Source organism: Pantoea sp. EKM20T, from assembly GCF_011800485.1.
Classification (GTDB): Bacteria; Pseudomonadota; Gammaproteobacteria; order Enterobacterales; family Enterobacteriaceae; genus Pantoea; species Pantoea agglomerans.
Genome location: NZ_JAALFW010000020.1, coordinates 11,792 through 35,956 on the forward strand (window position 1 = coordinate 11,792; position 24,165 = coordinate 35,956).

Annotated in this window: 21 protein-coding genes; 14 read left to right on the forward strand and 7 right to left on the reverse strand. The window is 55.1% G+C overall.

The features are described 5' to 3' along the window. Positions 1-8 precede the first annotated feature (8 nt). Entirely contained in the window at positions 9-614 is a 606-nt protein-coding gene (gene msrQ, locus HFD94_RS21750; RefSeq protein ID WP_010256013.1) for a protein-methionine-sulfoxide reductase heme-binding subunit MsrQ, read from the reverse strand. Beyond that, entirely contained in the window at positions 615-1,619 is a 1,005-nt protein-coding gene (gene msrP / locus HFD94_RS21755) for a protein-methionine-sulfoxide reductase catalytic subunit MsrP (RefSeq protein ID WP_010256016.1), read from the reverse strand. Between the two features lie 286 nt (positions 1,620-1,905). On the opposite strand from msrP, the gene csrD reads away from it, so the two are divergent. The 8 genes from csrD to tldD all read left to right on the forward strand — a co-directional run bounded on the left by csrD (position 1,906) and on the right by tldD (position 14,410). Next, positions 1,906-3,855: an RNase E specificity factor CsrD gene (gene csrD / locus HFD94_RS21760; RefSeq protein WP_010699819.1), complete on the forward strand. Its 1,950-nt coding sequence runs from the start codon at positions 1,906-1,908 to the stop codon at positions 3,853-3,855. Positions 3,856-4,166: 311 nt separating this feature from the next. Further along, positions 4,167-5,210, forward strand: a complete 1,044-nt coding sequence (gene mreB, locus HFD94_RS21765) for a rod shape-determining protein MreB (protein ID WP_004385136.1) — start codon at positions 4,167-4,169, stop codon at positions 5,208-5,210. A 148-nt stretch (positions 5,211-5,358) separates the two neighbouring features. Beyond that, positions 5,359-6,381, forward strand: coding sequence for a rod shape-determining protein MreC (gene mreC, locus HFD94_RS21770; protein WP_010256043.1), 1,023 nt, complete (start codon positions 5,359-5,361; stop codon positions 6,379-6,381). After that, positions 6,378-6,866: a rod shape-determining protein MreD gene (gene mreD / locus HFD94_RS21775; protein WP_010256045.1), complete on the forward strand. Its 489-nt coding sequence runs from the start codon at positions 6,378-6,380 to the stop codon at positions 6,864-6,866. The genes mreC and mreD overlap by 4 nt, the downstream gene beginning before the upstream one ends. A gap of 8 nt (positions 6,867-6,874) precedes the next feature. After that, the gene (locus HFD94_RS21780) at positions 6,875-7,468 is read left to right on the forward strand and encodes a nucleoside triphosphate pyrophosphatase (RefSeq protein WP_122889551.1); all 594 of its coding nucleotides are present in this window, start codon (positions 6,875-6,877) and stop codon (positions 7,466-7,468) included. Beyond that, positions 7,458-8,927, forward strand: coding sequence for a ribonuclease G (gene rng, locus HFD94_RS21785; RefSeq protein WP_003855268.1), 1,470 nt, complete (start codon positions 7,458-7,460; stop codon positions 8,925-8,927). The genes HFD94_RS21780 and rng overlap by 11 nt, the downstream gene beginning before the upstream one ends. A 148-nt stretch (positions 8,928-9,075) precedes the next feature. Further along, positions 9,076-12,900, forward strand: coding sequence for an AsmA2 domain-containing protein YhdP (yhdP, locus tag HFD94_RS21790; protein WP_045139582.1), 3,825 nt, complete (start codon positions 9,076-9,078; stop codon positions 12,898-12,900). Between the two features lie 64 nt (positions 12,901-12,964). Next, on the forward strand, positions 12,965-14,410 hold the full coding sequence (tldD, locus tag HFD94_RS21795) for a metalloprotease TldD (protein WP_010699816.1): 1,446 nt from the start codon (positions 12,965-12,967) through the stop codon (positions 14,408-14,410). A gap of 252 nt (positions 14,411-14,662) precedes the next feature. On the opposite strand, the gene aaeR is transcribed toward tldD, so the two are convergent. Next, positions 14,663-15,580, reverse strand: coding sequence for an HTH-type transcriptional activator AaeR (gene aaeR / locus HFD94_RS21800; RefSeq protein ID WP_010256055.1), 918 nt, complete (start codon positions 15,578-15,580; stop codon positions 14,663-14,665). Between the two features lie 230 nt (positions 15,581-15,810). Here aaeR and aaeX point away from each other — a divergent pair, with 230 nt between their 5' ends. The 5 genes from aaeX (at position 15,811) to HFD94_RS21825 (ending at position 20,806) form a co-directional block, all read left to right on the forward strand. Next, positions 15,811-16,014, forward strand: a complete 204-nt coding sequence (aaeX, locus tag HFD94_RS21805; RefSeq protein ID WP_010256058.1) for a p-hydroxybenzoic acid efflux pump operon protein AaeX — start codon at positions 15,811-15,813, stop codon at positions 16,012-16,014. A 7-nt stretch (positions 16,015-16,021) separates the two neighbouring features. Further along, positions 16,022-16,954, forward strand: coding sequence for a p-hydroxybenzoic acid efflux pump subunit AaeA (aaeA, locus tag HFD94_RS21810; protein WP_010256061.1), 933 nt, complete (start codon positions 16,022-16,024; stop codon positions 16,952-16,954). Between the two features lie 9 nt (positions 16,955-16,963). Next, the gene (aaeB, locus tag HFD94_RS21815; protein ID WP_010256064.1) at positions 16,964-18,916 is read left to right on the forward strand and encodes a p-hydroxybenzoic acid efflux pump subunit AaeB; all 1,953 of its coding nucleotides are present in this window, start codon (positions 16,964-16,966) and stop codon (positions 18,914-18,916) included. A gap of 113 nt (positions 18,917-19,029) precedes the next feature. Continuing rightward, positions 19,030-20,481, forward strand: a complete 1,452-nt coding sequence (locus HFD94_RS21820; RefSeq protein ID WP_010699815.1) for an NAD-dependent succinate-semialdehyde dehydrogenase — start codon at positions 19,030-19,032, stop codon at positions 20,479-20,481. A gap of 55 nt (positions 20,482-20,536) precedes the next feature. Continuing rightward, the gene (locus HFD94_RS21825) at positions 20,537-20,806 is read left to right on the forward strand and encodes a hypothetical protein (protein ID WP_010256069.1); all 270 of its coding nucleotides are present in this window, start codon (positions 20,537-20,539) and stop codon (positions 20,804-20,806) included. 65 nt (positions 20,807-20,871) lie between these two features. Here the strand turns inward: HFD94_RS21825 and yhcN (HFD94_RS21830) are convergent, their stop codons facing one another. The 4 genes from yhcN (HFD94_RS21830) to argR all read right to left on the reverse strand — a co-directional run bounded on the left by yhcN (HFD94_RS21830) (position 20,872) and on the right by argR (position 22,791). Continuing rightward, complete coding sequence (gene yhcN, locus HFD94_RS21830) at positions 20,872-21,135, reverse strand: peroxide/acid stress response protein YhcN (RefSeq protein WP_052271667.1); 264 nt, start codon at positions 21,133-21,135, stop codon at positions 20,872-20,874. A 93-nt stretch (positions 21,136-21,228) separates the two neighbouring features. Continuing rightward, the gene (locus HFD94_RS21835) at positions 21,229-21,495 is read right to left on the reverse strand and encodes a YdgH/BhsA/McbA-like domain containing protein (protein ID WP_060681159.1); all 267 of its coding nucleotides are present in this window, start codon (positions 21,493-21,495) and stop codon (positions 21,229-21,231) included. 88 nt (positions 21,496-21,583) lie between these two features. After that, positions 21,584-21,847, reverse strand: coding sequence for a peroxide/acid stress response protein YhcN (yhcN, locus tag HFD94_RS21840; RefSeq protein ID WP_022623941.1), 264 nt, complete (start codon positions 21,845-21,847; stop codon positions 21,584-21,586). 473 nt (positions 21,848-22,320) lie between these two features. Continuing rightward, complete coding sequence (gene argR / locus HFD94_RS21845) at positions 22,321-22,791, reverse strand: transcriptional regulator ArgR (RefSeq protein ID WP_010256080.1); 471 nt, start codon at positions 22,789-22,791, stop codon at positions 22,321-22,323. A 428-nt stretch (positions 22,792-23,219) separates the two neighbouring features. On the opposite strand from argR, the gene mdh reads away from it, so the two are divergent. Continuing rightward, positions 23,220-24,158, forward strand: coding sequence for a malate dehydrogenase (gene mdh / locus HFD94_RS21850; RefSeq protein ID WP_010699812.1), 939 nt, complete (start codon positions 23,220-23,222; stop codon positions 24,156-24,158). Positions 24,159-24,165 lie beyond the last annotated feature (7 nt).

Sequence of the window (24,165 nt, forward strand, 5' to 3'; positions counted from 1 at the left end):
GTGAAGCGCTAGCGAGGCCACCATTTGAGAAATTTTTTGTAACGCCAGGCTAACAGTATTGCAGCAAGTAGTGCGTAGATAAGTGGCTGGGGTGACACGGTTTTCACTGACCAGATATAGTGAATCGGCACCAGAATGGCCACCAGATAGACCGCGTTGTGCAGGGTTTGCCAGCGCTTACCGAGCTTGCGCTGAGCGCGCTGAAACGACGTCAGCGCCAGGGCCAGTAATATCAGCCAGCTGATAATCCCCAGTGTCAGATAGGGACGGGAAATCAGCTCGCTGCCCAGCAGACGCAGATTGTCAGCGCCCAGCTCCAGCAGGTAATAACTCAGCAGATGGAGAGAAGCCCAGACAAACGTCCAGACGCCAAGCAGACGCCGGGTGCGGATTAACAGCGGTTGCCTGCCATAACGTGCCAGCGGTGAGACCAGCAGCGTACCCAGCAGCAGTTTCAGCGCCATGCGGCCGGTAAAATGCTGAATATCTTTTGCCGGATCCGCACTCAGGCCGCCCTGCATCGCGGCAAGAACCAGATAAATCAGCGGCAACAGGGCCGCCAGATGCAGAATCACCTTAAGCCAGGTGATCTGTTTTATCGACAGGCGTACCACCTAGTAATTCTCCCGTAAATCCAGGCCACGATAGAGCGACGCAACCTGTTCGGCATAGCCGTTAAACAGCAGCGTTGGCTGACGTTCGACCTTCAGACTTCCGCCCGGGCCAATAAATCGCTCAGTGGCCTGCGACCAGCGTGGATGATTAACATGCGGATTCACATTGGCATAAAAACCATATTCATCTGCGGCGATCTGGTTCCAGGTCGTTGGCGGCTGATTTGCGGTCAGGGTGATTTTGACAATCGACTTAATGCCCTTAAAACCATATTTCCACGGCACCGTCAGGCGAATCGGCGCGCCATTCTGCGGCGGCAGCGCTTTGCCATAGACGCCGGTGGTCAGAATGGTCAGCGGATGCATGGCTTCATCCAGACGTAAACCTTCGACATAGGGATAATTGAGTCCGCCGCCAATAAAGCGATCTTTCTGACCTGGCATCTGCTCAGGATCGTACAGTGTCTGAAAGGCGACAAAACGCGCTTTGCTGGTGGGTTCCGCCAGAGAGATAAGCTTATTCAGCTCAAAGCCTATCCAGGGCACCACCATCGACCAGGCCTCCACGCAGCGCATGCGATAGATTCGCTGCTCCATGGCAAACCGTTTAAAGATGTCATCCATATCCAGGGTCACGGGCTTAGCCACTTCGCCATCAATGGTCAGTTTCCAGGGCTCTGTTTTCAGCGTACCGGCATTGGCAGCCGGATCGGCCTTATCCAGCCCGAACTCATAGAAGTTGTTATAGCCGGAAACTTTATCCGCAGGCGTTAAGGTCAGATCGGCCTGATATTGCGCTGGTTTGGTAAAGTCCAGCGGCCGGCCTGCTGGCGCGGGTGGGCGATCGTTGCCTTTGAACCAGCTGAGAATATCGGCTTGCGCCACGCCCGGCATACCCATCGCCGCTGCGCTCAGTCCCAGCGTTTTCAGCACCTGGCGGCGCTTCATGTTAAAAATGCTTTCCGGCGTTACGTCGGCTTCGGTCAGACGGGGTGTGCGTTTCATGGTGCCTTCTCCAGACAGGATGTCATTAACCAGCATGATGACTATTACTGATATCAGCCAGTTTCGCCCTGAAAATGTGAAATTTCCTGGCTGGCCGGTACGATGAGAATGCACCGAAAAGTGCCAGGATCAACGTCAGCGATGATATCCCGACGATATACTTCGGCTTCATACGTCCCGGCGCTGTCGGCAACGGCAAATTATGCTATTTTTGCTCGCGTTTTCGTCAGGCTGACGGTACAAGGTTGGGTGATCCGGTTATCACCGCAGTAATACAGGCACAGGGATGCGATTAACCACAAAATTATCTGCGTTTATTACCTTTTTAAGCCTGCTGGCCATGTCGTTGATGCTGGCAGGCTGTGCATTCAGTGTTTTCTGGTTCAGTCATCAGCGGGTTGAACATCGGGCGCAGATACTGGCGACCGAAGTGGATCAGGCGATGTTCACCCAGACGCCGGCAGAGCTGCATGTCTGGCTCACGCGTATGATGCCGATAATGAATGCCGAGCAGATTTCTCTTCACAACGGCAGGCAGACTTTCCTTACCCTCTCCCGACACGAAAACCAGATGCTGGAAGACGAGCCTAATCGTTTTATCCAGGTCGATGTGCCTTTGATGCACCAGACGGGTTTAGAGCTGCGGGTCGTCACCCTTGATCCTGCCAAAACCTGGCTGCGCTCCATTACCGGCACCTCTACGCTGGGCATCCTGTTTACCGTCATGCTGGTGATGAGTCTGGTGCTGCTGCTGATGCATCGCTGGCTCAGTCGGCAGTGGCGCGGTATGGAGCATCTTGAAGTGCGGGCAGAGGCGATTATCAGCGGTGAGCGCGGTGTAATGCCGAAACGCGGTGCGGATGAGTGGCCACCGAGAGCGAGCCGCGCACTGGATGTGTTGCTGGCGGATCTGCAGGAGGCGGGCGAGCAGCGTCTGCGTATCGACACGCTGATCCGCACCTTTGCTGCGCAGGATGGACGCACCGGTCTCAACAACCGGCTGTTCTTTGATAACCAGCTCGCCACCCTGCTGGAGGATCAGGAAGCAGTCGGCACCCATGGTGTGGTGATGATGGTGCGCCTGCCCGATCTGGACACGCTGAAGGATTCGCTGGAGCCGGGGCTGGTTGAGGAGTACCTCTTCAATTTCGTCAACATGCTTTCCACCTTTGTGCTGCGCTATCCTGGCGCCCTGCTGGCACGCTATTTCCGCAGTGATTTTGCCGTGCTACTGCCGCATCGCAGTCTCAAAGAGGCAAACAGTATTGCGGATCAGCTGATCAATGCCGTTGATTCCCTGCCGCCGATGCGGCTGGTTAATCGTGATGATCTCATCCATATCGGTATCAGCGCCTGGCACAGCGGGCAGACTGTGCCGCAGGTGATGGAAAATGCCGAAATGGCTACCCGACGTGCGGCACTGCTGGGCGGCAACAACTGGACCAATGGTGCCGGAAATCCGCAGGACGCCGGGCGGGGTAGTGTGCGCTGGCGAACCCTGCTGGAGAACACGCTTAGCCGTGGCGGCCCGCGGCTCTATCATAAACCCACCGTCAATATTGAGGGTAAGGTACAGCACCGGGTGATGCTGACCCGCATCTTCGACGGCGATAAAGAAGTGCTGGCCGCAGAATATATGCCCCTGGTACAGCAGCTCGGCATGGCTGATGGCTGGGATCGTCAGTTAATGACTCGCATTGCGGCACTCTCTGAACTCTGGCCAGAAGAGACGCTGGTGATTCCGGTGACGATTACCTCGCTTCTGCAGCGCTCTTTTGTCCTCTGGCTGCAGAACATGCTGCTGCAGTGCCCGAAAGCGCAAAGAAAACGATTTTTATTTGAACTTGCCGAGGCAGATGTTTGTCAACACATCAACCGTTTAACGCCAGTTTTCCGCGCACTTAAGGCTTTTGGCTGTCGGGTTGCGGTAAATCAGGCGGGTTTAACCGTGGTAAGCAGCGCCTACATACGACAGCTGCCGCTGGAACTGATCAAGCTTGATGCCGGTCTGGTACGCAATATTGAGCGCCGGACTGAAAATCAGCTGTTTGTGCAGAGTCTGCTGGAAGTCTGTAAATGTACGGGCATTCAGGTGTTTGCTACCGGTGTCCGCACTAAAGCGGAGTGGCAAACTTTAGTCGCGTTGGGCGTAGCAGGTGGGCAGGGCGACTTTTTTGCTCCCTCGCTTCCGGTTAACAGTAACGTGAAGAAGTATTCACAACGTTACCGTATTTAATGAATTGCGGTCGTACTGACGGAAATTTACGGTTTTTTTTAATGTTTATTCGCGTCTGAACCTCTGAACTTACTGCCGGAAATGTTAGATTTTATGTCGGACAGGGCGAGGGGAAATAGCGTGAAATGCAGTGCTGATGGCGTCTGGTCGCCATTCTGCTGTTGTGGATCGCCAGTTCAGATGACTTAAACGCAATCAGGCGTCTTTTTTCACCGAAGCAGAACGTTTTTGCGCCTTGTGGCAGCTTCGTGTGGTTGGTAAAGTAAGCGGATTTTATTTTCCGCCCCCAGCTTGCAGGATTACCCCTTAGTATGTTTAAAAAATTTCGTGGCATGTTTTCCAACGACTTGTCCATTGACCTGGGTACCGCGAATACCCTGATTTACGTGAAAGGACAGGGCATCGTACTGAACGAGCCCTCCGTCGTCGCTATTCGACAGGATCGTGCCGGTTCACCGAAAAGTGTTGCGGCCGTGGGTCATGAGGCCAAACAGATGCTTGGCCGTACGCCAGGCAATATCGCAGCGATTCGTCCGATGAAAGATGGCGTTATCGCTGACTTCTTCGTGACCGAAAAGATGCTGCAACACTTCATCAAGCAGGTTCACAGCAACAGTTTTATGCGTCCCAGCCCGCGTGTGCTGGTCTGCGTACCCGTCGGGGCAACACAGGTTGAACGCCGCGCGATTCGTGAATCCGCTCAGGGCGCAGGCGCGCGTGAAGTGTTTCTGATTGAAGAGCCGATGGCTGCAGCAATTGGTGCGGGTCTGCCCGTTTCAGAAGCGACTGGCTCAATGGTGGTGGATATTGGTGGCGGTACCACAGAAGTGGCGGTGATCTCGCTGAACGGTGTGGTCTACTCCTCGTCAGTGCGTATTGGTGGCGATCGTTTCGATGAAGCTATTATTAATTATGTGCGTCGTAACTACGGTTCACTGATCGGCGAAGCGACCGCAGAACGTATTAAGCATGAGATCGGTTCAGCCTATCCGGGTGATGAAGTCCGTGAGATCGAAGTGCGTGGTCGTAACCTGGCAGAAGGTGTACCGCGCGGCTTTACACTGAACTCTAATGAAATTCTGGAAGCGCTGCAGGAGCCATTAACCGGCATCGTTAGCGCGGTGATGGTTGCCCTTGAGCAGTGTCCGCCTGAGCTGGCTTCAGATATTTCGGAGCGCGGCATGGTGCTGACCGGCGGTGGTGCGTTACTGCGCAACCTGGATCGTCTGCTGATGGAAGAGACGGGCATTCCGGTTGTGGTTGCTGAGGATCCACTGACCTGTGTGGCTCGCGGTGGCGGCAAAGCGCTGGAAATGATCGACATGCATGGCGGCGATTTGTTCAGCGAAGAATAATTGCCTCAACCGGCTAAGAACGCAATGATCATGCGAGGGAGTGGCATGTGAACCGGCGCAATCTGTGCCGGTGCAGTGCGTTCAGCCCAGGGAAGCACGGTGTTATGCCGTCGCTTCCTCTCCTGTTGTCGAGGATCACGCAGATTATATGAAGCCGATTTTTAGCAGGGGACCTTCCCTGCAGTTGCGTCTATTCCTGGCGGTTATCGTGGCGATTGCCATTATCATTGCCGACAGCCGTGTGGGTTCTTTCACCCAAATACGCAACTATCTGGATACGTCGGTCAGTCCGTTTTACTTCCTGGCCAATGGGCCACGTCAGCTGCTGGATGGCGTGTCAGAGTCGCTGGCGTCGCGTCAGCAACTCGAGCAGGAAAACAAAGCGTTACGTCGTGAGCTCTTCCTGAAAAACAGTAACCTGCTAATGCTGGGGCAATATAAGCAGGAAAACGCACGCCTGCGTGAACTGCTGGGTTCACCGCTGCGTCAGGATGAGCAAAAGATGGTGACACAGGTCATCTCCACCGGCACCGATCCTTACACCGACCAGGTGGTAATCGACAAAGGCAGCGTTAACGGCGTCTATGAAGGCCAGCCGGTCATCAGTGATAAAGGGGTAGTCGGTCAGGTCATCGCTGTCGGACAACTCACCAGCCGTGTTCTGCTGATCTGTGATGCGTCACATGCCCTGCCGATTCAGGTGCTGCGTAATGACATCCGTGTCATTGCCGCAGGTAACGGCTGTACTGAAGATCTTCAGCTTGAGCATCTGCCAGGTAATACGGACATTCGGGTCGGCGATGTACTGGTGACTTCAGGTATCGGTGGCCGATTCCCTGAAGGCTATCCGGTGGGTGTGGTTTCCTCGGTAAAAGTGGATACCCAACGCGCCTATACGGTGATTCAGGCGCATCCGACCGCGGGTCTGCAGCGTCTGCGTTACCTGCTGCTGCTGTGGGGTGCCGATCGCAATGGTGATATGCCGTTGCCGCAGGATGAAGTTCATCGCGTTGCGAACGAGCGTCTGATGCAGATGATGCCGCAGGTCTTACCGCCTGCGGGAGAAATGGGCCCGCCTGCGCCTGCCGTACAGATGGGACCGCCTGCACCGTCAGCTACCAGCAGCAGTGGACAAAGCAACTCCTCGCGTTCACGCGGGGGGCAGCCTTGAGTCGATATCGCAGCCAGGGACGTTGGGTCATCTGGCTCTCCTTCCTGGTTGCGCTTGTCCTGCAGATCATGCCCTGGCCGGATGAAATTTATATGTTCCGGCCCTCATGGCTACTGTTGATCCTTATCTATTGGGTGCTCGCACTGCCGCATCGGGTCAATGTCGGCAGCGGATTTGTGCTGGGTGCCATCATGGATCTGATTGCGGGTTCCACACTCGGCGTGCGTGCGCTGGCGCTCAGTATCATCGCCTACCTGATTGCCTTTAAGTTCCAGTTATTCCGCAACTTAGCGTTGTGGCAGCAAGCGTTAATGGTTATGGTGCTGTCGCTGGCGATGGATGTGATTGTCTTCTGGGCTGAATTCCTGGTAATCAACGTTTCATTCCGACCTGAAATTTTCTGGAGCAGTGTCGTCGACGGTATTCTCTGGCCCTGGCTATTCTTATTAATGAGAAAAATTCGTCGTCAGTTCGCTGTTCAATAAGGAAATTTATGGTAACCCTCTATCTTGCTTCCGGTTCACCGCGTCGTCGTGAGCTGTTAACTCAACTTGGGCTGACATTCGAGCGCATCGTGACTGACGTTGAAGAGCAGCGTCAGCCGAACGAAGCGGCGGAAATCTATGTCCGCCGTCTGGCCAATGATAAAGCGCAGGCGGGTGTCAAACTGGCCGCGCAGGATCTGCCGGTGCTGGGCGCGGATACGATTGTGGTGCTGAATGGCGAAGTGCTGGAAAAGCCGCGCGATGCCGCTAATGCCCGCGCGATGCTGTGCAAACTCTCTGGTCATACGCATCAGGTGATGACGGCGGTAGCGCTGGCCGACAGTCAGCAGGCGCTGGATTGCGTCGTAATCACTGATGTGACATTCCGCACCTTAACCGCCACCGACATCGACGACTATATCGCGACCGGCGAGCCAATGGATAAAGCGGGTGCATACGGTATTCAGGGCAGGGGAGGAAACTTTGTCCGCAAAATTAATGGAAGCTACCATGCAGTGGTCGGATTACCCTTGGTTGAGACAGGGGAGTTGATCAGCCATTTCGAGTCACTGCGTGCCGTAAGGGGTCAACATGACGGCTGAATTACTGGTAAACGTCACGCCTTCTGAAACACGTGTTGCCTATATTGACGGCGGCATACTGCAGGAAATTCACATTGAGCGTGAGGCGCGGCGCGGCATCGTTGGCAATATTTATAAAGGCCGTGTAAGCCGTGTTCTGCCCGGCATGCAGGCCGCTTTTGTTGATATCGGTCTGGAGAAAGCGGCCTTTCTGCATGCCTCAGATATCATGCCGCATACTGAATGTGTGGCGGGCGACGAAAAGAAAAACTTTATCGTGCGGGATATCGCCGAGCTGGTGCGGCAGGGACAGGATCTGGTGGTTCAGGTCGTCAAAGATCCGCTTGGTACCAAAGGTGCCCGGCTGACCACTGACATCACGCTGCCTTCGCGTTACCTGGTCTTTATGCCAGGCGCATCGCATGTGGGTGTCTCTCAGCGTATTGAGAGTGAGAAAGAGCGCGATCGGCTTAAAGCGGTCGTGGCTGACTACTGCGACGATCTGGGCGGCTTTATTATTCGTACCGCCGCAGAAGGCATCGGGGAAGAGGAGCTGGCGCAGGACGCGGCTTTTCTCAAACGACTCTGGACCAAAGTCAGCGAGCGTAAAAAGCGCAATCAGACCCGCTGCCTGCTCTACGGTGAGCTGGCTCTGGCCCAGCGTATTCTGCGTGATTTTGCGGGCGCGGCGCTGGATCGCATCCGGGTCGACTCCCGCCTGACCTGCGACATGCTGGTGGAATTTACCGGTGAATATATCCCGGAAATGGCCGGTAAGCTGGAGCTCTACAACGGTAAACAGCCTATTTTCGACCTGTTTGACGTCGAAAATGAGATTCAGCGCTCGCTGGATCGCAAAGTTGAACTAAAGTCAGGCGGATATCTGATCATCGATCAGACCGAAGCGATGACCACCATCGATATCAACACCGGTGCGTTTGTCGGCCATCGTAACCTTGATGAGACGATCTTTAATACCAATGTTGAAGCCACTCAGGCGATCGCACGTCAGCTGCGACTGCGTAATCTTGGTGGCATCATCATTATCGACTTCATCGATATGAGCAACGAAGACCATCGCCGTCGGGTATTGCATTCGCTGGAAAGCGCGCTCAGTAAAGATCGGGTTAAAACCGGTATTAATGGTTTCTCGGCGCTGGGTCTGGTGGAGATGACGCGTAAGCGTACCCGCGAAAGCATTGAGCACGTTTTGTGCCAGGATTGCCCGGTCTGCAAAGGGCGCGGCACGCTGAAAACCGTTGAAACGGTCTGCTATGAAATCATGCGTGAGATTGTCCGGGTTCATCACGCTTATGATTCTGACCGCTTTCTGGTCTATGTTTCACCGACGGTGGGTGAGGCGTTAAAAACTGACGAGTCTCATGCACTGGCTGAAGTCGAAATCTTTGTCGGCAAGCAGGTTAAAGTTCATGTCGAAGCGCTCTACACTCAGGAGCAGTTCGACGTAGTGATGATGTAACGCCAGCCCGGTCACCGGTTTCTTCGGATATCGGGCTGAAAAATCGCCCTTGTTTGAGATAAAATGCGCGTTTTAACGCTTTTATCGGGAGACGGTCGGGTATGAGAACCAACTATCCGTCGTTTACGGAACACAAGGAGAGGCGTGAGTGAGGCAGTTGCCGAGGATTTTGTTACTGCTGGTCGCGGCAATCATCGTGATTGTCGCGCTGCTGGTCAGCGGATTGCGTCTGGTGATGCCGCATCTCGACAGCTATCGCAGCAACCTTCTGCAATACATCTCCGACAGCAGCGGCGTGCCGGTCAACGCCAGCCAGTTACAGGGTAAATGGGAGAATTTTGGCCCAACCCTGCAGGTTCGCGATCTTAGCGTCGATCTGCATGAGAACGGCAAACTCACTATCAAACGCATCAATCTGGCTCTCGACGTCTGGCAGTCCCTGCTGCACTGGCGGTGGCAGTTTCGCGATCTGACCTTCTGGCAGTTGCACCTCGATACTAATCGCCCGCTGCTGGATAACGACAAAGAGAAAAACAGCTTCCGTCCGGCGCAGATAAACGAACTCTTCCTGCGTCAGTTTGACCACTTTGACCTGCGTGACAGCACCATCCGTTTCCGCACCCCTTCCGGTCAGCATGCTGAGCTGGCGATCCCGCGACTCACCTGGGTCAATGAAGATAACCGCCACCGGGCCGAAGGCGAAGTCAGTCTGTCGAGCTTCACCGGCCAGCACGGCGTGGTCCAGGTGCGGCTTGATCTTAACGACAGCAACGGTTTACTCAATGATGGCCGCATCTGGATGCAGGCCGACGACGTCGACATGCGCCCGTGGCTGGGCCGTTGGGTGCGTGACAATACCCGGCTGGATAGCGCACGATTTAGCCTGGCGGCCTGGGTTAACCTGCGCGATGGCGACATCTACGCCGGTGATCTGCTGCTGCGCAAGGGCGGAGCCAGCTGGCAGGGCGAGACCGGACGACACCGCATTGAGGTCGATGGGCTGACCGCGCATCTGTCACGTTTCCAGAATGGCTGGGTGGTCAATGTGCCACAAACCCGGCTCAGCACCGACGGCCACGCCTGGCCCGCCGGTCACTTCTCTCTGTTATGGCGTCCTGAAGATAAGCAGATGCTGGGACCGGATGGTCAGCCGGAAGTGCGCGTTCGCGCCACACAGCTGGTGCTGAGTCATATTGCGCCGATCGTTCCGCTGTTTGCGCCGCTCTCTCCGGCACTGTTTGAAAACTGGCAGACGCTGCAGCCACAGGGCACCATCGATGGCCTGGCGCTGGATATTCCGTTACAGCAGCCTGAAAAAACCCGCGTACAGGTGAAGTGGCGTGATTTCAGCTGGCAGCACTGGAAACTGTTGCCGGGCATCAGCCATTTAAGCGGGGAAGCGCGCGGCAGCCTGAGCAATGGTCAGGTCAGTGTGGATATGGGGGCGGCGACCGTTCCCTATGGCGACATGTTCCAGGCTCCGTTAGAGATTAAGCGGGTGACCGGTGCGCTGCGCTGGCTGAATGATGATCATGGCCTCACGCTGGCGGGCGAAAATCTTGACCTGGAGGCACGCTCGCTCTGGGCGCGCGGCGACTTCAGCTACCAGCAGAATAGCGGCGGTGAGCCTCGTCTGGATATTCTGGCCGGTATCCGGCTTACCGATGCGGGCGATGCCTGGCGCTACTTCCCGGTACCGCTGTTGGGTAACAGCCTGACGCACTATCTGAGTGGGGCAGTGAAGGGTGGCAAGGTGGACAACGCCACACTGCTGTTTGCCGGTAATCCGGCGCTGTTCCCGTTCAAGCATAATGATGGCATGTTCCAGGTCTGGGTGCCGCTTCGCCAGGCAACCTATGCGTTTCAGCCCAAATGGCCAGCGTTAAGCAATCTCGATATCGACCTTAACTTCCTGAATGACGGTCTCTGGATGAAAGCGCCGGTGGCGAAACTGGGCGAGGTGGACGCGCGCAACGTCACTGCGGTCATCCCCGACTACCTGAAAGAAAAACTGATCATTGAGGGTGATATCAGTGGTGAAGGCCAGCAAATCGCGGACTATTTCGGGCAGACTCCGCTGAAACCTTCACTGGGTGCCGCGCTGGAGCAGCTGGAAATCAAAGGCCGCGTCGGCGGCCACCTGAATCTGGATATCCCGCTGGATGGTGAGCAGGTTCACGCCCGTGGCAATGTGGACCTGAACAATAATTCGCTGTTTATCAAACCGTTAAAAACCACCATTAACAATCTCTCCGGGCGCTTCCGTTACGACAACGGCAATCTGGCCAGTGAAGATCTGCGTGCGAACTGGTTTGGTCAGCCGATGGGCGTGCGTTTCAGCACTAAAGAGAATCCGGACGACTTTGGCGTGAACGTCAAACTTCAGGGCGACTGGCAGCCTGCTAAAATCAGCCAGCTTCCTGCAGCTGTCAGCAAGCAGCTTGGCGGAAATCTGCCGTGGCAGGGCGACGTTAATATTACGCTGCCCCATCATGGCGGTGCGCGTTATGACGTGACGCTGAACGGTAATGCAAAAGAAGTAAGTAGTCACTTACCTGCACCGCTCGATAAGAAAGCCGGTGAGGCGATGCCAGTCGCAATCAAGGCCAGTGGCGACCTGCACCATTTCGATCTCAGTGGCAGCGTCGATGCAAACCATCGCTTTAACAGCCGCTGGTTGCTGGAGCCGACGCTGCGCGTCGATCGTGGCATCTGGCTGAATGATGCGCAGAAAACACCTGCTCTGCCCGATCATCCCGGCATGGTACTGAACCTGCCCGCGCTGGATGGCGAGGCCTGGGTGGCGATGATGGCCGCAGGGGGAGCATCCGGGGGCAGCGAGTCAGGCGGCGGCCTCAAAACGGGTGGCGTCACGCTGCCCGGCAATATCACGCTTCGTAGCCCGGCCGTCACCCTGGCCGGGCAGCAATGGCATGAGGTTGAAGCGACACTGGCTCAGAGTGCGGGCGGCAAGGGCCAGGTCGGCGTCAGGGCTAAAGAGCTGCATGGTGCGCTGGCAATGGCACCGAAAGCACCGTGGCAGGTGAACCTGGATTACCTTTACTACAATCCGCAGTGGGATAACGGTGAAGGCAAAGGCGGCAAAGCGCCACCTCAAAAAGCCACGAACATTAACTTCAGCCAGTGGCCCGCTTTACAGTTGCGCTGTAAAGAGTGCTGGGTGCTGGGTCAGAAATATGGTCAGGTCTCCGCGATGCTGCAACCCCGCGGAGATACGTTAGCGCTTACTAACGGAAAAGTGGATACTGGCAGTTCACAGCTGAAAATCAACGGGGAATGGGTTAACCGCCCGGACGACCAGCGCACTTCGCTGAAGGGCACGCTGAAAGGCCCGAATATTAATAACGCGACCAACTGGTTTGGGGTCAACACGCCGCTGCGCGATGCGCCATTTGATATTGCGTATGACCTGCACTGGCGCTCTGCGCCCTGGCAGCCCTCGGCAGAGACGCTGAGCGGCACCCTGAAGACCCACTTTGGCAAAGGCCAGATCGCCGATGTGAATACCGGTGCCGCCGGGAAAATCCTGCGGCTGGTGAGCTTTGATGCGCTACTGCGCAAGCTGCGCTTCGACTTCAGCGACACCTTCACCAATTCTTTCTACTTCGACTCGATTAACGGCACCGCCTGGATCGAAAACGGCATGATGCGCACCGATAATCTGCTGGTGGATGGCCTGGAAGCGGACATTGCGATGCAGGGTAATCTCGACCTGGTGAAGCGTCAGATCGACATGGAAGCGGTGGTTGCGCCGGAAATATCCGCCTCGGTTGGTGTGGCGACAGCTTTTGCCATCAATCCGGTAATTGGCGCGGCGGTGTTTGCCGCCAGTAAAGTTCTGGGACCCCTGTGGAACAAGATATCGCTGCTGCGTTATCACATCAGTGGCCCGCTGGATAAACCAGAAATCAATGAAGTGCTGCGTAAACCGCGTGAGACTGACAACAAGTGAATTTGACGCCGTACCGGAATTACCGCAGGCTATGATTATCTGAGCACATAATGAGTGAGAAACGATGACTCTGAACCTGGTAAGTGAGCAGTTACTGACTGCTAACGGCATTAATCAGCAGGACCTATTTTCCCTGTTAGGGCAGCTTTCAGAACGTCGTCTGGATTATGCCGATCTCTATTTTCAGTCCAGCTTTCACGAATCCTGGGTGCTGGAAGACAAAATCATTAAAGATGGCTCCTACCATATCGATCAGGGTGTGGGCGTGCGTGCGGTCAGCGGGGAGAAAACCGGCTTCGCCTATGCAGACCAGATCACGCTGAATGCACTGCGTCTCTCCTCTGAAGCCGCACGCAGCATCGTACGCGAACAGGGAAATGGCAAGGCACACACGCTTTCTGCCGTGATGAACCGTTCGCTCTATCAGGCTATCGATCCGCTGAGCAGCCTGACACGTGAAGACAAAATCGCCCTGCTGCATCGCGTTGATAAAGTGGCTCGTGCGGCTGATCCGCGCGTGCAGGAAGTCAATGCCAGCCTGACCGGCGTTTACGAGCAGGTATTGGTAGCCGCGACTGACGGCACGCTGGCGGCAGATGTCCGTCCGCTGGTTCGCCTCTCTATTAGTGTCCAGGTGGAAGATCAGGGCAAACGTGAACGCGGCGCAAGCGGCGGCGGTGCGCGTACCGGTTATGCATTTTTCCTGGCAGATGAAGATGGCGAAGTCCGCGCTGACGCCTGGGCGCGTGAAGCGGTGCGTATGGCGCTGGTGAATCTCTCCGCCGTGGCCGCACCCGCTGGTGCGTTGCCGGTGGTACTGGGTGCGGGCTGGCCGGGCGTGCTGCTGCATGAAGCGGTCGGTCACGGTCTGGAAGGCGACTTCAATCGCCGTGGCACCTCGGTGTTCAGCGGTAAAATTGGTCAGCAGGTTGCGTCTGACCTCTGTACCGTGGTGGATGACGGCACCCTTGAAGGGCTGCGCGGTTCACTGGCGGTAGATGATGAGGGCGTTCCCGGTCAGTACAACATGCTGATTGAGAATGGTGTGCTGAAAGGCTACATGCAGGACAAGCTGAATGCGCGACTGATGGGGGTTAGCCCTACCGGTAACGGACGTCGTGAATCCTACGCGCATCTGCCGATGCCGCGCATGACCAACACCTATATGCTGGCTGGCAAGTCATCACCGCAGGATATTATTGAAAGCGTTGAGTATGGCCTCTATGCGCCCAACTTTGGTGGCGGTCAGGTGGATATCACCTCCGGTAAATTTGTCTTCTCAACCTCAGAGGCTTATCTGATTGAGAACGGCAAAATCACCAAACCGGTTAAAGGCGCAACGCTGATTGGTTCCGGCATCGAAGCGATGCAGCAGATCTCGATGGTGGGTAATGACCTGGCGCTGGATAAAGGCGTCGGCGTCTGTGGTAAAGAGGGACAGAGCCTGCCGGTCGGTGTCGGTCAGCCGACCCTGAAGCTGGATAAACTGACCATCGGCGGCACCGCCTGATGTGACCCCAACAACCCGCCGCCTGGCGGGTTGTCAGAATGCTGACAAATCCATAGCCGGATGAACCTGGCAGCAATGCAATAGCTGAAAGCGCAGGGAACACGGGCAGAGGAGGAAAGCGTCCCGCGCCACAGATGGCGCGGGCCGAGCGTGTCTGGGATGACGGATTTTGCGTCTTTCCGATCTGACCGTGTTCCCTTCGCTGGCTGGGTCTTACAGCTGGTCGGGACAGATGTTGTCAACAATTTATTGTTAGCTTTTACGGTGCTGCTGATACTGTTCAGCCACCTGTTCAAAATAGCCGGTCAGATAATCGATACAGACCTGCACCTTAAGCGGTAACTTATCCTTCTCGGTATAGAGCGCGTAGACCGGGCGCGGATCGGACTGATACTGCGGAAACAGAATATCGATCTCGCCTGCGGTGATCTCATCAATCACCCACATCATCGGCACATAGGCGATGCCATTGCCCGACTTCAGCCAGCGAATCAGCGTCAGGGAATCATTGGTCACAAAACGTCCCTGGGGTGCCAGGCGTGTCACTAATCCTTCCGGCGCAATCAGTTCGAAATTGTTGTCGGGCCGTACGCTATATTCCAGCCAGGAAAAATTATCGATATCACCCGGCTTCTCCGGCGTACCATGCTGCGCCAGATAGCTTTTTGCGGCGCACACCACCATCGGCATCGCACCCAGGCGACGCGAAAATAAGCTGGAATCTTTTAACGCTCCCACCCGAATCACCAGATCCAGACCATCCGCGATCAGATCCGGGGCCGGAACGCCGGTGACCAGATTCACACTCAGCCCCGGATATTCCCGCAGCATATCGCTGGTCATGCCGGCTAACACGTTCTGCGCCATGGTAGAGGAGCTGCCAATTCGCAGTACGCCAATGGGCGTATTGTTAAAAGCGTAAAGCTGTTCATGCACCTGCGTCGCTTCGGCCAGCATACGGCGGCAGCCCTGATAATAGATTTTGCCCGCTTCGGTCAGCCCGATACTGCGGGTACTGCGATTCAGCAGTTTTACCTGCAATGCATCTTCCAGTTTCGCGACGATCTGGCTGATTGATGAGACGCTCAGATGAAGCTGACGCGCCGCAGCGGTAAACGAACCCAGTTCGACCACTTTAGCGAAGACAGACATGCCTTTCAGTCGTTCCATTATTTACTCTGACTTAAAAGTGATTTAGATCACATTCTGTAGAAAACTTATAGTCAGGCGCGTTATTATAAGCGCGCCGGGGTATTTCCCGGTGATTCTTCATTGCCTGATACCCTTCGATGATACGCTATTATTAAGCCAGCTGCGGTTCGGATAACGCTTCCAGAGGGTTTTCCTGCGACATCTGAAGAGGCATGAGTATCCCGGCAAGGTCGAACTAAGGATTTGTGATGAGTGTGCTTCCGGTATTTGTCATGTTTGGGCTCTCTTTTCCGCCCATTTTCATCGAACTTATTATTTCACTGATGCTGTTCTGGTTAGTGAAACGCGTGCTTACGCCGAGCGGTATCTACGATCTTGTCTGGCATCCGGCACTTTTTAATACAGCGCTTTACTGCTGTGTGTTTTACCTTGTCTCCCGTTTATTAGTCTGAGGTTTAAGTGAAAGCACTCATAAGAAAAATCGCGCGCTACGCGATTACTATCCTGCTAGTCATCATCGCAGTGGTCATTATTTTCCGTGCCTGGGTCTTCTATACCGAATCGCCCTGGACCCGTGATGCGCGTTTCGCCGCTGACGTGGTGGCGATCTCCCCTGACGTCACCGGCCTGATCACCGAGGTTCCGGTACACGACAACCAGCTGGTGAAGAAGGGCGATACGCTGTTTGTGGTTGACCGGCCGCGCTATCAAAAAGCGCTCGATCAGGCGCAGGCGGATGTTGAATATTACCAGGCACTGGTCAGTGAGAAACGTCGCGAAGCCGGGCGCCGTAACCAGCTGGGCACCTCCGCCATGTCGCGCGAGGCTATCGAGCAATCCAATAACGATCTGCAAACCAGCGAGCACCAGCTGGCGAAATCGGTGGCGACACGCGATCTGGCGAAGATCGACCTTGAGCGCACCACGGTGAAAGCGCCATCCGATGGCTGGGTCACCAACCTGAATGTCTACCAGGGTGAGTTTATTACCCGTGGTTCGGTTGCCGTGGCGCTGGTTCAGCAGCACTCTTTCTATGTGCTGGCTTACCTGGAAGAGACCAAACTGCACGGCGTGGAGAAGGGCTTCCGCGCGGAAGTCACCCCACTTGGCAGCAACATCGTGTTGCGCGGCACCGTAGACAGTGTGGCGGCTGGCGTCACCAACAGCAGCAGCTCGGTCGACAGCAAAGGCATGGCAACGGTGGACTCCAATCTGGAGTGGGTGCGTCTGGCGCAACGTGTGCCGGTGCGCATCCGGCTTGATCAGCAGCCCGGCAATCGCTTCCCGGCGGGCACGACAGCGACAGTGGTGATCACCGGTCAGGCCGATCGTCAGCCTGAACAGGTTTCACCGATGGTCCGACTGTTTAATCGCCTGCGTGAGTTTGGTTAAGAGGGCGATATGATCGAGTTCCTGCGGTTCCCGGTAAAGCTCACCTTTGCGCTGGTGTTAGCGCTGATGGTGGGTTTTCACTTTAACCTTGAAACGCCGCGTTGGGCGGTGATGACCGCCGGTATCGTGGCCGGCGGTACCGCGTTTGCGGCCGGGGGTGACCCCTATTCCGGGGCGCTGCGCTATCGCGGCGTTTTGCGTATTATCGGGACATTTATTGGCTGTATCGCCGCGCTGACCATCATGATCGCCACCGTGCGTGCACCGGTCGTGATGCTGCTGCTGTGCTGCATCTGGGCAGGACTCTGCGTCTGGCTCTCTTCGCTGATCAAGGTAGAAAACTCTTACGCGCTCGGACTGGCGGGCTACACCGCGCTGATTATTGTGGTGACGGCTAACGCCAGCGGCGGTCTGACGCTGGTGCCACAATATGCGGTAGAGCGCTGCAGTGAAATCGTACTCGGCATCCTGTGTGCCATTCTGGCCGACATGATTTTCTCACCCCGTTCGATTAAAAAAGTGATCGACGCTGAGGTCGATTCGCTGCTGGTGGCACACTACAACCTGCTGCAACTCTGCGTCGCTCACGGTGATAAAGAAGAGGTCGACAAAGCCTGGAGCGCGCTGGTACGGCGCACCACGGCGCTGAACAGCATGCGCAGCCAGTTGATGATGGAGTCCTCACGCTGGAAGAACAGCAACCGCCGTTTGCAGATGCTCAATACGCTGTCACTGACGCTGATTACACAGGCAGCCGAAACCTTTCTGATCCAGAATTCCCGTCCTGATTACATTCCGCCCCAGTATCGTCTGATGGTTGAAAAACCAGCCTCGACCGTTGAAGAGGTGCATAAGCGGATGAAAGTGATGCGGCGGGTGATTGGTGCCAGCGGCAAATCAACGCCGGTCACGCTGGCCAGCTGGGTAGGCACTGCTACCGAATATCTGCTGCTACTGAAAGGGATCAAAAGTAATAGCCGGATCACCTCGCTGGAAGAGGAGATTCTGCAGCGCGAAGTGGTGATCCAGGCGCGTTCCGCTGAAACGCATCATGCGATGATCAATGGTATCCGTACCTTTGTGGCGACCGCGCTGGGTTCGCTGTTCTGGCTCTATACCGGCTGGACCTCTGGCAGTGGCTGCATGGTCATGCTGGCTGTCATCACCGCACTGGCGATGCGTATGCCCAACCCGCTGATGATGGCAAAGGACTTTCTCTACGGCATGACGGTCGCGGTTCCGCTGGGCGCGCTCTACTTTATGTATGTTCTCCCGGCGACGCAGCAGAGCGCACTGCTGCTCTGCATCGCAATCGGCCTGCTCGGTTTTATCGGTGGTATCTTCATTCAGCGGCGTCAGCTCGGCACGCTGGGGGCATTGATTGGCACCCTTAATGTTCTGGTGCTGGATAATCCGATGGAATTCCACATTAACGTCTTTCTCGATAACGTTCTGGGCCAGGTCATCGGCTGCTTCGTGGCGATGATGGTGATCCTGCTGATTCGTGATAAATCAAAAGCGCGTACCGGCCGCAAGCTGCTGAACCGCTTTATGTATGCGGCTGTCTCTGCCATGACGACCAATCAGGCGCGCCGGCGTGAAAACCATCTGCCAGCGCTCTATCAGCAACTGTTTCTGCTGCTCAACCTGTTTCCGGGCGATATCAACAAATATCGCATCGCCCTGACGCTGATCATCGGTCATCAGCGGTTACGCGACGCAGAAGTGCCGGTGAATGCCGATCTCTCTGCTTATCACCGGCAGTTGCGTTACACCGCTGACCGGGTGATCTCCGCCAGCAGCGATGACAAGCGGCGTTACTACTTTGAACGTCTGCTGAAAGAGCTGGATGTCTATCAGGAAAAACTGGCCCATTACGAGGCTCCCGCCAGCGTAACGGAACCGGTAAAACGACTGGCTATGATGCTGGATAAGTACCAGAACACGCTCATCCAAATCTGAATCTGGCCGCTGTGACCTGCAGCGGCCTGCGCAATCCCCACCCATCACAAAATCTGTCGCTTTTGCCAACTATACTCTCCAGACGGAAGAGCAAAACTGACAGGAGCGAATCAATGAAATCACTGCAAGAGAGCGAACTGTTCCGGACCGGCTATTTAGCGGACGGCCAGTGGCATCAGGCGGCTTCTACCTTTGACGTGACCAATCCGGCGACCGGTGAGGTGATTGCACAGGTGGCGAAAGCGGGTAAAGCTGAAACGGAACAGGCTATCGCCGCAGCGGAGCGCGCATTTCCCGCCTGGCGGGCGCAGACTGCAAAAGCGCGCGCTGAAATTCTCACTCGCTGGTACCAGCTGATCATTGAGAACAAGCGCTGGCTGGGACAGCTGATGACGACCGAACAGGGCAAGCCCCTGAAAGAGGCGGAAGGGGAAGTAGAATACGCCGCCAGTTTTATTCAGTGGTTCGCCGAGCAGGCGAAACGGACCAATGGTGAGATTATTCCGCCAGCTAAACCCGGCTCCCGTATTCTGGCAACCCGCGAACCGATTGGCGTTGTGGCCGCCATTACGCCGTGGAATTTCCCGATGGCGATGCTGACCCGCAAACTGGGGCCAGCTCTGGCTGCCGGCTGCACCGGCATTATCAAACCTGCCAATAACACGCCACTCTCCGCCTTTGCCCTGCTGGCGCTGGCGAAGGAGGCAGGCGTGCCTGATGGTGTACTGAATGCGGTAGCCGGTGATACCCATGCTATCAGCGATGCCATCATGGCCAGCAAAGCGGTGCGTAAAATCTCGTTCACCGGCTCCACCCAGGTGGGCAAGCTGCTGATGCGTAATGCTGCCGAAACCATGAAAAAAGTGTCGATGGAGCTGGGGGGTAATGCCCCTTATATCGTGTTTGACGATGCCGATATTGATGCCGCCGTGCAGGGCGCCATTGCCAACAAATTCCGTAATGCGGGCCAGGTGTGCGTCAGCGTAAACCGCTTCTACATTCACAATGCAATCTATGATCGTTTTACTCAGCAGCTGGCTACCGAAGTGAACAAGCTGAAGGTGGGCAACGGCATGGAAGAGGGGGTGATTGTCGGGCCATTAATTGAGGCATCGGCGGTGGAAAAGGTTGAGCAGCACGTCAATGATGCGGTAGCAAAAGGTGGCAAATTACTGGCGGGTGGCGAGCGACATGCGCTGGGTGGCAACTTCTGGCAGCCCACTGTGATTACTGAGGCGCACGAAGGGATGCAGCTCGCGCAGGAGGAGACCTTTGGTCCGGTGGCTGCCTGTTTCCGCTTTGATGATGAAGATGACGTCATCCGTCGTGCTAACGATACACCGTTCGGCCTTGCCGCATACTTTTACACCCAGAATCTGCAGCGGGTGTTCCGTGTTTCAGCCGCGCTGGAAAGCGGCATGATCGGCATTAATGAATGTGCCGTATCAACCGAGCTGGCGCCGTTTGGTGGTGTGAAAGAGTCGGGGCTGGGCCGCGAAGGTTCGGTACTCGGCATGGAAGAGTATCTGGAGGTCAAAGCGCTGCACCTGGGCGGTTTGAGCTAGCGGACAGTAACGGGCGACGCAGGTCGCCCGCAGACGGAGCATGGGAGCCGTCAGCATGAAAATCGAGCGTTTTGATTTTAATGAAATTGTCGATCAGGCCCATTTCTTCCGCCAGTTCAGCGAGCGATTTGCGCTGGAGGAGCGCCGCATCTGCGATCTGGATGGATTATGGGATGTGGTGACGGGCGATCTGTTACCGCTGCCGCTGGAGATTGAGTTTGTTAATCTGGGCAGGGGACAGCGACGGCGTTATGGCGCGCTGATTCTGTTATTTGATGAAGCGGAAGAGGAGCTGGAAGGTCAGCTTCACTTTAACGTCAGATAAAACGTCAGATAAAAAAAGGCCCCGGCGAGCGGGGCCAAAGGGTTCGTCATACATCTGACGAGGAATTATTTATAAAGCTGTGCGGTGATGTGATAGTTATCGCCGGTGCGCGCCTCAATAACTTTATAGGCGCTGGCACCCTGTTCATCCGCTTTCTGAGAAAGCTCAGCGCGGTAATCCATTGGCGATCCCGCGGTTCCACTGATGGTTACGGTGCCCGCAGGCTGCAGGTTCTGCGTCTGATCGCCGGTGACCAGCTGTGCGGCTGATGCGCCGAACGTCATAACGGAAAGCAGACTGACTGTAGCGATGGTTGTTTTAATATTCATGATTATCTCCTCAATACATTCAACAACCTGCGGTTACTCGTAAAGGCGGGTCGTCGATATCTTCTGACGCCCTTCAGGCGTCATCACGGTTAATTATTTATAAAGCTCAGCGGTGACATGCCAGGTGTTATCCTGGTTGTTTTCGATGATGCGATAGTGGCTTGCGCCCTGGGCATCCGCTTTCTCTGACAGCACCTGACGGATATGCGTCTGGTCGCCATTTCGTCCACCAATGCTGATGGTCTGATTCATTGGCTGCAGACCCTGTGCCTGTTCATTGGACACCAGGCTGGCGGCGTTGGCACCTACTGAGAACAGGGATGCCAGACTCAGTGCAGCGATAGCTAATCTCATTTTCATGGTCAACTCTCCTGAAATTTCTGCTTCAGCTCTCCGGAGCGCAAAAGGGCGCGTCAGACAGAGAGCAGATGGCATTATCGGTTACGCCTTAGTTATACAGTGCGGCGGTAGCGTGATAGTTGCCGTTGTTGTATGCCTCAATCACGCGATAGGCTTTTGCGCCCTGCTGATCGGCTTTGTCGCTGAGTTTCTGTTTGATATCCATCGGTGAACCCGCCACGCCGCTGACACTGATGGTGCCGACAGCCTGCAGATTCTGCGCCTGTGACGCATCAATAGACTCTGCTGCCACAGCACCAAATGAGAGGGCGGAGAGAATGCTTAGGGTAGCAATAGTAGTTTTTACGTTCATAGATTTTTCCTCGTCGTCTATTTTTATCTTTTTATTTAGTGTGATTTGCATCACGAAAAGAAGTATAGAACTAATAACGTCAGAAATTAATACCTCGCTAATAATGTTTTTTTGTGATTCTTTATCCTTATGGCTACTTTTAATAACTTAACGTTATAAAAAAGGATAAAAAGTAACCTTTAAGCCACTTTTAATTGCAAAAACAGTGAGATAGATCACTTTAACTTTTAGTGCGAAAGTCGGGGGTATATCGGGCTGGAGTTTGATCTGGATCCGGGCAATGGTGCCGGTTCAGTGATGTAAAGCAGTGTAAAATAGCGCATAAAGTGAAGCAGAGTTATCGATCTGACCAACAGCCGGGCGTGTAAAAGCAGGCTTATTACTTATCCAGAGCGGGTGACTATTGTGGAAAGGGGTGAGCAGAGAGAACGAACTGACGATCTGGCACATGATGGCCTCTCGTCAGTCCGCGATCAGAGTTCCTGTTCAAACAGGGTGAGGATGGCACCGTGCAGCTGCTTAACGGTGAAGTCACGCGCGCGGGTAATAAAGATTGTGTCATCGCCCGCGATGGTACCCAGAATCCCGTGCGACTTACCCAGTGAATCCAGCATACGTGCAATCAGCTGTGCTGCGCCGGGACTGGTATGAATCACTACCAGTGCATCGTTGTAGTCGATATCCAGTACCAGGTTTTTTAACGGGCTGGTGGTGGTCGGCACACCCAGCTCAGCGGGCAGGCAATAGACCATCTCCATCCTGGCATTCCGGGTGCGCACTGCGCCAAACTTGGTCAGCATTCGCGAGACTTTGGACTGATTGATATTTTCAAAGCCCTCGTCCTGAAGCGCCTGAACAATTTCGCCCTGGGAACTGAATTTTTCTTCTTTTAATAAGGCTTTGAAAGCCTTAACCAGATCGTCTTGTTTCGATGGGTTTCGCATAGGTTACCAATAAATAGAGAGAATAACCGCGCATCCGCCCGCGGCAGAGTGGTGATTATGCATTTATATGCATTTTTATGCAATCGATCGATTGATGAGCAGCGTCCGGGCGGCTAGCGGGCGGCGATAATAGCAAATAAATCCGCTCAGACCAAAACACGCGTCACAGCCCCGGAAGGCGAAGGTTGCAAAGTTGTTATATTATTGGTGGTGTAGTAACAGAAAACGCACGTAGCCGTTCTCTGTCTGACGACGGCAAAGTTGTCGGTCATTCAGGTGCAATGATAAGTAACTTTTGAATCCGGAGATTAAGTGTGAAAACACGTAGAATTAACAACGGATATTTATCATCGCCTGAGCAGTTGATTAAGGTCTGACACAGATAGAATTTCGGCCCATCTCTGCCCCACCTTAATAAGGAGTTAAGAATGAAAGTTGCCGTTCTCGGTGCCGCTGGCGGCATAGGCCAGGCGCTCGCACTTCTGCTCAAAACCCAGCTTCCCGCAGGTTCAGAACTCTCGCTGTATGACATCGCGCCGGTTACGCCGGGTGTTGCCGTTGATCTCAGCCATATTCCTACCGCAGTGGCTATTCAGGGATTCAGTGGAGAAGACGCCACGCCTGCCTTACAGGGTGCCGATGTGGTACTGATTTCCGCTGGTGTCGCACGTAAGCCCGGTATGGATCGCGCCGACCTGTTTAACGTTAACGCAGGCATCGTCCGTAACCTGATCGAACAGGTTGCCACAACGGCACCTAAAGCGTTGATTGGTGTCATCACCAACCCGGTCAATACCACCGTGGCCATTGCGGCAGAAGTGCTGAAAAAGCACGGTGTTTACGACAAAAATCGGCTGTTCGGCGTGACCACGCTGGATATCATTCGCGCCAATACTTTTGTGGCTGCATTGAAAGGCAAGCAGCCTGACCAGGTGGAAGTCCCGGTCATTGGTGGCCACTCTGGCGTAACCATTCTGCCGCTGCTGTCGCAGGTTAAAGGCGTCAGCTTCAGCGATCAGGAAGTGGCCGATCTGACCAAACGCATTCAGAACGCCGGCACCGAAGTGGTGGAAGCCAAAGCGGGTGGCGGCTCGGCCACGCTGTCGATGGGCCAGGCAGCCGCACGTTTCGGTTTGTCACTGGTACGCGCGCTGAAGGGTGAAGCTAATGTGGTGGAGTGTGCTTACGTAGAAGGCGAGGGTGAACATGCGCGCTTCTTCTCCCAGCCGCTGCTGCTGGGTAAAAACGGTGTGGCTGAACGCAGGCCGATTGGTACCCTCAGCGCTTACGAACAGCAGGCGCTGTCAGGCATGCTGGATACGCTGAAGAAAGATATCGCCCAGGGCGAAGAGTTCGTTAAGCAGTAACTGACGG